10 protein-coding genes are annotated in these 11,259 nt (G+C 61.4%); 2 read left to right on the forward strand and 8 right to left on the reverse strand.

The window, feature by feature from the left end; genetic code table 11:
- Positions 1 to 198 precede the first annotated feature (198 nt).
- From AC30NL_RS03405 to AC30NL_RS03415, 3 genes are all read right to left on the reverse strand, one after another.
- Positions 199 to 696 carry a TIR domain-containing protein gene (locus AC30NL_RS03405; RefSeq protein ID WP_489462605.1) on the reverse strand — a complete coding sequence of 166 codons (498 nt, stop codon included), beginning with the start codon at positions 694 to 696 and terminating at the stop codon, positions 199 to 201.
- A gap of 651 nt (positions 697 to 1,347) precedes the next feature.
- Positions 1,348 to 1,572, reverse strand: a complete 225-nt coding sequence (locus tag AC30NL_RS03410) for a hypothetical protein (protein WP_489462606.1) — start codon at positions 1,570 to 1,572, stop codon at positions 1,348 to 1,350.
- Positions 1,569 to 2,060, reverse strand: coding sequence for a hypothetical protein (locus AC30NL_RS03415; protein ID WP_489462607.1), 492 nt, complete (start codon positions 2,058 to 2,060; stop codon positions 1,569 to 1,571). The genes AC30NL_RS03410 and AC30NL_RS03415 overlap by 4 nt, the downstream gene beginning before the upstream one ends.
- Before the next feature lie 371 nt (positions 2,061 to 2,431).
- Between AC30NL_RS03415 and AC30NL_RS03420 the strand changes: the two genes are divergently transcribed.
- Together AC30NL_RS03420 and AC30NL_RS03425 are read left to right on the forward strand one after the other, a co-directional pair.
- The gene (locus AC30NL_RS03420) at positions 2,432 to 2,863 is read left to right on the forward strand and encodes a hypothetical protein (protein WP_489462608.1); all 432 of its coding nucleotides are present in this window, start codon (positions 2,432 to 2,434) and stop codon (positions 2,861 to 2,863) included.
- An 11-nt stretch (positions 2,864 to 2,874) separates the two neighbouring features.
- Positions 2,875 to 3,078: a hypothetical protein gene (locus AC30NL_RS03425; protein ID WP_489462609.1), complete on the forward strand. Its 204-nt coding sequence runs from the start codon at positions 2,875 to 2,877 to the stop codon at positions 3,076 to 3,078.
- Between the two features lie 95 nt (positions 3,079 to 3,173).
- Here the strand turns inward: AC30NL_RS03425 and AC30NL_RS03430 are convergent, their stop codons facing one another.
- From AC30NL_RS03430 to virB11, 5 genes are all read right to left on the reverse strand, one after another.
- Entirely contained in the window at positions 3,174 to 3,944 is a 771-nt protein-coding gene (locus AC30NL_RS03430; RefSeq protein ID WP_489462610.1) for a hypothetical protein, read from the reverse strand.
- Between the two features lie 79 nt (positions 3,945 to 4,023).
- Positions 4,024 to 4,941 (reverse strand): hypothetical protein, encoded by a 918-nt coding sequence (locus AC30NL_RS03435; protein WP_489462611.1) that lies wholly within the window; start codon positions 4,939 to 4,941, stop codon positions 4,024 to 4,026.
- Positions 4,942 to 5,037: 96 nt separating this feature from the next.
- A complete protein-coding gene (locus AC30NL_RS03440; protein WP_489462612.1) occupies positions 5,038 to 5,670 on the reverse strand; it encodes a hypothetical protein in 633 nt (210 codons plus the stop codon).
- Between the two features lie 522 nt (positions 5,671 to 6,192).
- Complete coding sequence (locus tag AC30NL_RS03445; RefSeq protein ID WP_489462613.1) at positions 6,193 to 10,107, reverse strand: GNAT family N-acetyltransferase; 3,915 nt, start codon at positions 10,105 to 10,107, stop codon at positions 6,193 to 6,195.
- Positions 10,104 to 11,132 carry a P-type DNA transfer ATPase VirB11 gene (gene virB11, locus AC30NL_RS03450; protein WP_489462614.1) on the reverse strand — a complete coding sequence of 343 codons (1,029 nt, stop codon included), beginning with the start codon at positions 11,130 to 11,132 and terminating at the stop codon, positions 10,104 to 10,106. The genes AC30NL_RS03445 and virB11 overlap by 4 nt, the downstream gene beginning before the upstream one ends.
- Positions 11,133 to 11,259: the final 127 nt, after the last annotated feature.

An 11,259-nucleotide genomic window follows, 5' to 3' on the forward strand; every position in this document is an offset into this window, starting at 1 on the left:
CCTCGGAACATCCCACGCATCGATGCTCGGCAGCCACCGGCCAGCGCAATCAGCGCCCTTGCCGGCTTCCCCAGCGCAGTTCTTGCGGCTGGACTATTCGGGTCTATTTGCGGTGGCTGGAGCACCGCCGAGCCGATTGCCCCGGGCTTGTCCAACAAACGGATCAGATCGCGGCTTCGCGCGATCTATTCTTAATCGTTAGCCACCAAGCAGTGCGCTAAGGTCAATGGAGAGCTTTGCTTGAACGAACTCTTGTGCGAGCTTAGCTTTCCATGCACCGGTTGAGTCGATTTCGATATACAGGACACCTTGGTAGTCAGACGGAAGTTCGACTCCACCTTTGTGCAGCGCGCACACGTGGGTCCTTCCTAGACGGCCCATGAAGTAGCCGAGTTCAAGTATCACATTCTGTCTAGCTCGGGGTCGTGAGGCGTCTGGCTTGGTGATGGATTCATCGTAGTCATCTGGCGTGAGAAGGACAACCGCAAACGCAATGTCGTTTGAATATAGCTCAAACTTTTCGATAACTGTTCGACCGGAGTTCGCCTGTTCGTGCAAGATGATTGGCTGCAGTCCGAGCTTCTCCAAGAACCTCCCCATGACTTCTTTCGACTCGTTGTCACTGCCTCGGCAGCGCGCGGCAAGTTTGCCAGCATCCCCTGTAGATGACCGAGACGCAGAGCATGAGTTTGCCAAGTGTTGGTCGCCTTGAGGGAAGCAAAGTTGTCAGCCTGGTCAGGTAAGAGGGCCTGTCGAAAGAATCCCAGAACTTTAGCCGCCCAAACTTCCATATCATGCGAACTCTTTTGCTTCTCTCCCTCGTCGATGAGTCGCGCGATCTGTTCTGTAGTAGCTCGCTGCATGATCTTCTCCTTAGTGGCTAACGTGTTATCGGGCGCATCTTCGATGGATACCACCGATGTGTGCGCCATAACTCAGCGGCTTCCGTCCTGCTGCAGGCCGCATGCCACCTAGCTTTTTCGTGAATGTTTGTTGTTTCATGCAGTACTAACAAAATCGCGAAAAGCGCACCCCACTTTACCGCCTCGGCTCTCGCTGGAGATGTGACCCTGTGGCTATGATGGGGTGGATCGCATTCGTTGGCTGCGCGTGATGGGCGTGCGATATAGGTGCGGTACAGTCGCTGCCGAAAACAGCGATGCCCTTGGCGACGCGATGAGCTTGCTGGCGACATTCGACATTCATCAGAACGCCTCCACTTCCCAGTCGCCGAGGTTCTTCTTCACCGCGAAGAACGAAAAAGGAAACATGGCGGCGGCCACTTTGATCTTCACTCGGGCGTCGTCAGTCCAGAACCCCCAAGCGCCTTGAACTTGCGGAGTGCGTTCATGCGCTGCTCCATTGCCGATACACGCCACGGACGTAGAGCACGGTGAACGCGATGCACAGCGGGAACAGTTCGTAGTCGCCCTTGCTCCCCGCGTAGTAGAACCACGCCGGCTGCCCGTACAGCCCGACGAGTGGCGCCCAGCGCGCAGCGCGGGGGTGCCGACTCACCTGGGATAGGTAGATCGACATCAGCCCGCAGGCGGACATTGGAAGAGAGGTCATAGCTCGACGACGTCAGCGCGCCGGTTCTTGTCATGAAGGAGGACGTTCACGCGGCGTTGCGTTTCGGCGTGGGCTTGCGCCATCTCGTGAGCGGTGAAGCCGTCGAGGCACTGGCCGTAGATGTCGACCACCTCGCGCAACGCATGCAGCCCGGCCGCGTCGAAGCGCATGCCCTGCCCAGCCTTGAATCGACGGCTCGCTTGGACCATGCCCTCGATTGCGCGATTGACCGGCGGCATCACCTCGGCGGGAACCAGCTTTCGGAAGTGCAGCGCCAGCGTTTCGACGGTGTTGATTGAATCGCTCAGGTCACGCCATTCCTCGGCGCCTGGATGGCTGCCATTGGCGATCGAGTCGAGCGCGGACAGGAAGCGCCCCATTACCCGATCCTTGTCAGCCTTCGACGGCGCCTGGATGAGCGCCAACGGATTGGTGATACGGCGCGCGGGGCGCAGATCCCGGTTGACTATCGCGAAGCCATTCTTCATCCGGCCGTGGTGGAGGACGTGCCATGAGCATCACCCTTTGGGTCTGTTTTCGTCCACTCGAACAGCACTTCGGTTGAACGCCATGGTTTCGGGGAAAGAATCTACATTGGTGGGTCATTTCATTCGGATTAGTTCAAGCGGAAGTCATCATGGGTTGCAACTTTTCCAAGCCAGTCACGGGCACGCAGCACTCACCAACCGAAGCGGCGGGACAGCAAGGCGACCCCACACCGGAATCACAACCTGCCCGAGAGCGCGGCCTTTCTGGGCCGCTCGCATTGATAGCGAGGACATCGTCATCGGGCAGCATCGCGCCACGAGGAAAATTACGTTTCGAAACGCTCCCACCCATCAATGACCAACCTGCAACCATGGGAGTGTTCCTGCGGGAATTCATGTCCTTTGGCCTTGCGCCCGTTTTGTTCGGCAGAAAGCCGATGTATGTCGCCGGCGCCAAGACAGCGGGGACGATGGCTACCATGGTGGCGAGCGAGAGCCACGGTCGGCCGCTTGGCTCTGACTTTGCCGTGGTAGAGATTCCGGCGAGGCAGGCGCACGGCCAGCCCATGTGCGCGTTCATCCGCAAGACCAATCTGGCAAAGACAGTTGCGAACAACCGCCAAGCCTTTGCCATTCCATGCGATGTCGGGAAGTCAGGCGAATCGTCGACTTCCTATGTACCCCAGAGGGCCTGGACTGGCTGCGTGAGAATGATGTCCGGCTGGGCATCGCTCTCGGATACGGTGCCGAGGATGCCAGGAGGTTTCCCGACTTCGAAACTTCGGGGATCCACGACACGGTGAACGAGATTGCCATGGCCCTTCCCCCGGATGCCGTCCGGCCGGCACATCACACACGCTACGACAGTGAGCAGACCGGGCTGATTGCCAATCAGGAGTTCGACGATGCCTTTGCGATCACGGAGTTGCTGAAGGTTGGGCACGACCGCGTCGCGGCGGCACACCCGGGCATCACGTTTCTGTATGTCCAGGCGATGGATCGACTGTATGAAGCTTGACAAGCGCCCCGCGGGTGCTTGCTGCAACCGGCATCCACAGCCCAGACAGTGACCATGCTGGCTCCCAGCGTTTAAGACACGCAGGCTCTGAAGTATCAGGTCCCCAAGGGGCGGGCGCGGACCTGCAGCGTTCGTTGGGGGCTGTGCAGACCAGGCGCGGTGATGCCCCCATTCCCGTCCCAGTTGAGCGCTTTGAGGTCGAGAGACTCCCATCCCACCGGATTGCCTCTGCCGATACAGTTGTTCTTGTTTCCGCATGCATGGCCATCTCCGACGCTCAGCATGACGTGAACGGGACGCTCTCCCTCGAAGAATCCCACAGCCGTGCCCGCCGGCAGCCTTTCGATTGCGGCGCGGTCGGGAACGAGGGTATCGGTATGCGAGACGAGTCCGTGCTGGGCGTCAACGTGGCGTCCCACGGCGCCGGCCTCGACGCCGCATCGCTTCACGGCGTCCCAGCACATGTCGGCCGACAAATGCATGTACTGCGGATGGTTCGGATCGGTCGCCGCTCGAGCCAGCTGTGCCGCGTCGCCCGCACGCCCAGGATCGGCCTGGCCTTCTTGAGTCCGCTCTTCCGCGGCTTGCGAGTGCTCCTGACGATTGGTCTGGGCAGCTCCGTTCATCCCCAGGGCGGATGCGAACTTGGTGGCTACCGCCTTGACGGCATGGCCCATGCCACAGCACGGGTCAGCGGCAGGGTCGCGCGGATTGAGGTCCGGTGGCGGCGCGTTCAGATGCGACGCGTCTTGCTGTACCGAGCGCGGATTCGCAGGAGTGGGGCGAGGGGCCACCTGAGGAGTGGGCTGCTGCTGCACGGACTGCTGTGCAGGCTGCCGGGACGACCCTGGGTTTCGTTCGAACATGATTTGCTCCAGTGTTCGGCGTGTGTCACGCCACCGATGATGAATGCCTTGAGGTTGTGCACACCCCTGCGCCCTTCCATCAGAGCTTTTTCTCGCTCGGGAAGATCTGATACGTGGTTCTAATTCGCCTGTCGTCTGCGTTCACCTTCTGGGCAAACAAAGACCACTGCCCATCTGTGCGCACGCCGATGATCGAGACGCGGCGATCGGATGAATCGTATTGGCCGCGGGTGTCTGATGCTCCATAGACTATTGCGTCAGGGTGTGCTTGAGTGAGTTCGTTGTGGAGCTCTTGACCCGTCTGTGCCGGCGTGGATGGCGCGCCGTTTTGACCTATGTGTGTCGGCCTGGGCTGGACGTGAGCGATGTCCACACCTCCGCCTTCCACCGGCCGCATCACGATGCTGCAACCCGATAACTCGCCGGTCACCATGATCGATGGCCCGCTGGCGTCGAGGCGATAGGAATTCATGGCGGCTGCACCTACATCCATGCGAATCGAGTGAGCTTCGAATTGGTGTCGAATGTCATTCGGCCCCAATGAAGATGCGGGCTTGATATCGAAAGATTCAGTGTCGTGTAAGAGATGCTTACCGAATATGGAACTCGGTCGCTTTGAGACTTCCTGCGGGCGTGGGTCCCGGTTGACTATCGCGAAGCCATTCACCCCGGATGGCCTGTTAGCGCCGGTGCCGAACATCTTGATCGGGAACTTCCTCAGAAAGTCCTCAGGATTCGACATGAGCCTTTGGTGGGCGTCTGCTGGGGTGATGGCCCTTTCCTGCGCGGCGATCGCGTGCGATGGGTTTGAATGCAACTCGGCTGGGGTCCCCGAGAGCGGATTGGGGGGAGTAAGGGGGGAGGATGGCCCGGTCTGAGTGGCCAGCTGTTGTGCATGCTGCTGTTGCGCAGGTTGCTGTTGAACCGGTTGCTGTTGCGCAGGTTGCTGTTGCGCATGCTGCTGTTGTGCAGGTTGCTGCCCTTGTGATCTGTCCATGACCTTTGCTTAGTGTTCGGCGTGTGTCACGCCATCGTGATGAAGACAAGCGTCCCGTTTGCAGAGCAGGACGAGATAGACATCCGTTCCCCGCTCCTACACCTCGGCACCTAAGGAGCCGCCGCCCTCAGAATCGCCATCTCGATCGCCAGGCCCCTTCGGAGCGCCCTTGAATTCCTGATGCTCAGGGTCACTGGGAACGAATTTGTACTTCTTGCGTTTGGCAGCCACTTCGGTGGACTGATCCACCGTGCTTTGCTTGTGCTCGTAACCATACCCTTCCAGGGACGCGTCAGAGTCGGTACCAGCCTCATCCAATTCCATGGCTGTCTTCTTGACCGCCTTGCCGGATTCCAGACCATAGAAGCCGTTGTGGGTGCTCAACTTGCTATAGCCATCTGGATGCGGTGCGGTGATGCTCACGGTCATGTCTTGGCCCATCGCGCTTGGCAGCTTCCAGGTGTCACGCACCAATTTCTGGGTCGAATAGCCCTTCGTGCCCCGCGGTACCCTCGGCATCTGGAAATGCAAGTTTGCCTCGGCAGGCAATCCTGATAGACGCTCCGCCGTCGCTTGGGTCTGGCTGATGTCCACACTGGGCACAACGGGAACGCCTCGAACTTCCAGGTTATGCCGGTTTTGTTCAAAGTTTGGGTAGTTGGGCGTTTCTTCAAACGTGGTCACTGCCATGTGATCAGCGAGACTGGGATCTCGACGCAGGCGGGCCATGGGCTCCGAAAGATCAGCCGCGGACAACTGGACCTGATCACGACCACTCAAGTTCTCTTCAGGTGAGCGGACCTGACCCGGGGGATGCATGCCGCCAACAGAGGGCCGGTAGCCGAGTATGTGGCTTTCGGGGACTGAAAGTCTTCCGTGTGAGTGAGTATCAAACACATGCTGGCCGTCCGCTCCGGCGCCGACGTACCTCCCGATGAAAGGGCCTGATTGCGACTGCGGCAAGTTGAACTGAAGATGCTGGCCGACATCCGTCGCGTGCGGGCGATACCCTCCCGGAGCAGCCAACTGAGTTGGCGGCAATGAGCCTGACTGCGAGAGCGGATTGGGAGGGGTGAGGTGAGAGGATGGCCCCGGCTCAGCGGCTTGCTGCTGCTGGGCAGGTTGTTGGTTAAGCCCCCGGGGCTTCCCTGGTTCTCGTTGCATGACGTTTGCTCCAGTTCCAAGTGCTCGGCGTGTCTCACGCCACCATGATGAATGTGAATGCCTTGATGGCGGGGCGTCCCCGCAGCTTCAATCGAAGCGAAGGCCGGGGGCATGCCCGGCGCACACACGCGCAAGCGCGGCCCTCGCATCAGGCCTGTCTGCCTCTGCCGCATTGCCCAGGCGCAGGAAGCGCAGTTCGTTATCGGGTTGCTGCGCCGCGATGGCCATCGGTGCGTAGCCAAGAGCTGCCAAAGCCGCGAGCGAGCGGCGGTTGTTCGGCCGCACCAGAGCGAACAGCTGCCGGATGCCGGCGGCTTCGAGCATGGGCTGCAGCAGGCGCGCGGACTGCGCGCCGTGGCCTTGTCCCTGGCGGTCTGCCCCGATCCAGAAGCTGAAAAGGCCAGCGTTGTCCGTCATGCCGATACCGACGATGCCGATGACCCCCCAGTCCTCGTGCACCACCACGCAGTCGAGCCGGTGTGGGTCGCGGGTGGCCCCGTCGATCCACGCCGCCAGGCCGTCGGCCGACGCCGGAGCCGGCAGCCGGAATGCCATCGAGACGTCAATGTCGCGGTACTGGAGCCACAGCGCCTGCGCATGGTGAGGCGCCAGGGGCTGCAGCCGCAGCGATCCCTCCGAAGCCTCAGCGGGCAGGAACCAATGGTGTGCCTGCAGCAGCGCCTCGCGCTGCGCGAGTTCGGCGCGGACCGCGAGACAGGTGGGATCGGCGGGCACGGAAGCCAGCACCTGCGACGCGTATTGCTCGGCGGCTTCATGATCGCCAGTGTGCAGGCCGCACACGGCCAGGGTACTCAGGTCCTGGAGGTTGTCGCCGCACACTGCCATGCCGATCAGACTGACCTCGCGCGCCAGGCCGTAGTGCCGGGCCTGCAGCGCGAGATAGCTGAGCGCCTGATGCATCGGATACGCGTCCTTCGATGGCAGCCACAGACCCCATGTGGCTTCCAGTGCACGCTGCCATGGCCCCAGCGGAAAGTCGGCTCGCGCCCAGTCGAGTGAGGCGAGGGCGCCATACATCGACAGCAGGACTTGCGGGTCGTGATCCGATTGCCGCAATGCCGACAGGCACTGCGACGCGGATGCTGCAGATTTGGCGGTGATCGCGGCCGCATGCGTGTCCTGGAGCACGCCGGCAACACGACCGGCCAGCTTCGCCAGGACGCCGGATGTCCCCTTCGGCGGCGACATGACCAGCAGCAGATCGGGCACGCCATCGCTGCCCGCATCGACGGTCCACTCGGCGCCAGGCCGTAGGGCATGTGTGAGTGCGTGGAAGTTCGCGGCCTGCTGCTGCGGTGGCAGCGTCAGTGAGCCGGGCAGGGCGAACGCGCCGGAGCGGATCGCCCGTTCCTGGGAGACTGCCCGGTCGGCCGCCAGCAGCAGGAAGCCGCCGGCGGCCACCCGCTGGATGGCATCAAGCATTCGGAGGCCCTCCAGCGGCACCCGCACCTGCATGGACTCTGGCGCGGCGGTGTAGGCGTCCAACACGGACCGTGCGAGGTCGGACAACCCGGCGCCGTCCTGCGCGGGGTCGAACGAACGCCAATCAGCCTCGAGGGAGATCGAGCCGCTCCCAGCCTGGCCGGGCCGCGCGCGAACCTGCGCGACCGAGGCAGTGCCGCCGCCGCAATCCATCAGCACGTGGGGCAGGGTGGCGAAGTAGCGCTCGGCCAGCACCACAACCGGATTCACTTGTGACAATGGCTCGGTGCGGGCCAGGAATTCGTTGCGTTGCAGCGTCGCGAACATGCCGTGCTCGGCCGCGTCCGCGAGGGCGGGATGCCCGGCCAGTGCGACGGCTTGCGCTTCGTCATCCACACACACGACATAGCGAAATGAAGGCCAATCCTTGCCGGGTTCGTTCAGCCGGGCTTGCAGCGACAGCACCAGCTTCCACAGGAAGGCGCCGTCGCCTGGCCACAGGTCGAGCACCAGCAGTGGCTCGTCGAGCGACAGCTCGGCATGCTGCCAATAGGTCACGATGGCATCGCAATAGGCTCGGGCCACAGCGACCGGGGCCACTGCTTCCTTGTCCTTGGCGTCCGCCCTTAGAAGTGCGTGAAGCTCGTCGAAGGGCATGGCGCCTTGTGGCAGCGGGGGAAACGCCACGCCACCATCGGCAGGCGCGGGCTTGGCAGCAGGCCGCGACTCGGCCGGGGCGGGCGATGCTTCCGATGACTGCGGCGCAGGAATCGCCGCGAAGGCCTTCACGTAGAAGTCGCTGGTCTCTACGGCGGCCTTGTAGTCCGTCCAATCTCCGTGGGGCAGGGCGGCCGGAATGGGTACTTTCCGCCTGTCCTGGCCGAGGGCGACTTCGTGCATCGGCACCGCGGTGAACCGCTCGTTGAAGTACGGGTCTTCGTAGTACCGGATCTTGTCAGCCTTGATCACTGGCATGCCCGAGCGGACGACCAGTTCCAGGTCCTTGCTCATCTGCATCAGTTCTTGAGGCAGCATGATCGCGCGTGACTGGTACTGCTCCGTGGTGCTCGGGCTGCCGCCTTCGGACTTCACGCCGAAAAGGCTGCCCTTGGGCGTCTGACGGCTCGACGTCGACACGGTGTCGTTGCCGATCATCTTCGAATACTCTTCCGCCTCCCCAATCTGCGACGGCGTGAAGTAAATGACGGCACCCATGTTGCTGATGATGTTGTGCGCGTCTTCGCTGCCATACACCGCCTCGAGCTGCTGCTTGTCCTGTATGACGATGGCCAGCCGCATGTTGTATCCGGCCATGTAGCCCACACCCTTCGCGATGATGTCCACCTTGCCCATGGCGGTGAACTCGTCCATCAGCAGCAGGCACTGGTGCTTGAGTTCCGGGTTGTGTTCAGGCAGCTCCTTGACGTTCTCGTTGATCAGCTGAGAGAAGAACAGCTTGATGATGGGCGCGGCCTGCAGGATCTCGCCCGCCGGGATGTTCAGGTAGATCGTCATCTTCTTGCGCCGCACGTCGCGCAGGCTGAAGTCGTCACCCGACGTTGCCTTGTCGATCACCGCATTGGCCCACGGCGTGAGCGAGGCTGAGAACGTCGCATGAACGCCCTTGAGCGCCTGCTCGCCGCTGTTCAGGAAGCGATTCAGCGTGTCGCGGCAGGTGTGCGACAGCGGCCGGCCGCTGTCCTCGCGCTGTTGCATCACCTTCTTCAGGTACTCGTCGATCGCCATGCCCTTGCCGGAGCCCTGGCGCAGGATTTCACCGATCGTGGGCGGCAACTCCGGCGTCTCCAGGATCAGCAGACCGAGCCCGATGAACAGGTTCTTTGCCGCGTCCGACCAGAACGGGTCCTTCTCGTTGACGGGATAGATGATGGTGGCCAGCGCCATCAGGTCGTTGGCGCGGAAGTTCGGGTCGGCAGAAACGTAGCTCAGCGGGTTCCAGCGATGGGTGTGTTCGGAAAACGGGTTGAAGTAGATGATCTCGTTGCCCATGTAGCGTCGGCGGAATTCCGACGTCAGGTTGTAGTTCTCGCCTTTGATGTCGAGAACCACCGCCGAATCGGCAAACTGCAGCAGGTTGGGCACGCAGAACCCCACGCCCTTGCCTGTGCGGGTCGGTGCTGCGAGCAACACGAATTCGTACCCGCCCAGGCGCAGCATGCGATCCTTGAACTTGCCGAGCACCACACCCTTCTCGCCGTCCAGCTTTTCCTTGCTGATGTCCTTCAAGGTCGCGAAGCGCGCCTTGCCGAACAGAGTCTTGTCGACAGTGCGGTCTCGCCTGGACATGAAGGCCGCGAAGGTCCCGCCGAAACACAGCAGCAAGGACATGAGGAAGAATGTTTTCACTCGCAGCAAAACGGTGGGATCGGTGTACGAGAAGTAGGCTTGCTGAATGGTGAACAGGCCGGCATTCAAGGGTGATTGCCGGTACGAGACGAACAGCAGCACGCCAGCCAGATAGTTCGCAATGGCCAAGAGCACTACCACGCTCAGCAGGATTCCTGCGGTCTTCATCGGTGACTTGAATGCGTTCTTCATGAAAATGCCGTCAGCTTCTTGTGGGGGTCGAAGTAGATCTCGCTGATGAAGCGTTCACCGTCGAGGTTCTGGAACTGCACGATGATGTCGATCGTCAGCGTCAGCAAGCGCTTGATGACGTCGAAGGTCAGGTTGGCGCCGCCGGGGGAGTCCTGGATCATGATGGCCAGTTGTTCGAACACCAGTGCTGGCGAACCGGCGTGACAGCTGGTGATGCTGCCGGGGTGCCCTGAAGCGGCATTGCGGACGTAGTAGAGGCACTCATCGCCTCGTACTTCGGCCAGCAGAATGCGGTCGGGCTTCATGCGAAGGCAGCTTTCGAGCAGATCCTTCGGCCGCACCTTCGATTTGTCCTGGCCACCCTTGCTATAGAGCAAGTGCACGCAGTTCTCGTGGGGAAGGAACAGTTCGCGCACGTCTTCAATCGTGATCAGGCGTTCGGTCAGCGGTATTTCGTGAACGAGGCCTTTCATGAAGGTCGTTTTGCCCGAGCCGGTTGCGCCCGACACGATGATGTTCTTGCGGTACTTCACCGCCAGCTTGATGAACCGTTCGTACTGCTCGGCTTGCATCAGCTCGAGCAGTTCCTGGTCCTGCGCGCTGACCTGGTTCTTCAGAGGCGTTACTTTGCGGAACAGTCCTTCATTCGCAAAGTCGTCGATCCGGCGCACGAGCCTGGAGGGCTTGCGCATCGTGAAGGAGTAGCGCCCTTCCTCCACCGCTGGCGGCATGACAAGCTGGATACGCGATCCATCCGGCATCGACGCGCTCAGGATGGGCGCGGTTTCGTCCCACTTCTGGTTCGAATAGGTTGCCACCGCCGTGCCCAAGGCTCGAAGCTGCGCGCTGCCGGCCTCGGGGCACGGATGCTGGGTCCAGCTCGAACGCGCTTCCACCCAGACGACGCCAGTGGTGTTCACGGCAATCTCCGTCACCTCCGGGTCATCAATCCACGCCTGGAAAGGCTGGAGAAAGACTAGGACCGAGGTCTCGCGTGCCAAACCGGGTGTGCCGGTAGCGCTCATAAAGAATCCTTCTTACAGAATGTATTGCTCCCTCTCCCTCTGGGCTGACCTTTACCCGGAGCCGCCCTCGCTGGACACAGTCGCCTGTGTCGCAGTGATCGACTCTGTCATGGCGAGCCACATGGCG

This window comes from Rhizobacter sp. (assembly GCA_021153565.1).
GTDB lineage: Bacteria > Pseudomonadota > Gammaproteobacteria > Burkholderiales > Burkholderiaceae_C > Albitalea.

Excerpts from the sequence above, each read along its gene's own strand:
- AC30NL_RS03410 (WP_489462606.1), bottom strand. The coding sequence starts at position 1,572 with ATGACCTCTCTTCCAATGTCCGCCTGCGGGCTGATGTCGATCTACCTA.
- AC30NL_RS03415 (WP_489462607.1), bottom strand. The coding sequence starts at position 2,060 with ATGAAGAATGGCTTCGCGATAGTCAACCGGGATCTGCGCCCCGCGCGC.
- AC30NL_RS03420 (WP_489462608.1), top strand. The coding sequence starts at position 2,432 with ATGGGAGTGTTCCTGCGGGAATTCATGTCCTTTGGCCTTGCGCCCGTT.
- AC30NL_RS03425 (WP_489462609.1), top strand. The coding sequence starts at position 2,875 with ATGGCCCTTCCCCCGGATGCCGTCCGGCCGGCACATCACACACGCTAC.
- AC30NL_RS03430 (WP_489462610.1), bottom strand. The coding sequence starts at position 3,944 with ATGTTCGAACGAAACCCAGGGTCGTCCCGGCAGCCTGCACAGCAGTCC.
- AC30NL_RS03435 (WP_489462611.1), bottom strand. The coding sequence starts at position 4,941 with ATGGACAGATCACAAGGGCAGCAACCTGCACAACAGCAGCATGCGCAA.
- AC30NL_RS03440 (WP_489462612.1), bottom strand. The coding sequence starts at position 5,670 with ATGGCCCGCCTGCGTCGAGATCCCAGTCTCGCTGATCACATGGCAGTG.
- AC30NL_RS03445 (WP_489462613.1), bottom strand. The coding sequence starts at position 10,107 with ATGAAGAACGCATTCAAGTCACCGATGAAGACCGCAGGAATCCTGCTG.
- virB11 (WP_489462614.1), bottom strand. The coding sequence starts at position 11,132 with ATGAGCGCTACCGGCACACCCGGTTTGGCACGCGAGACCTCGGTCCTA.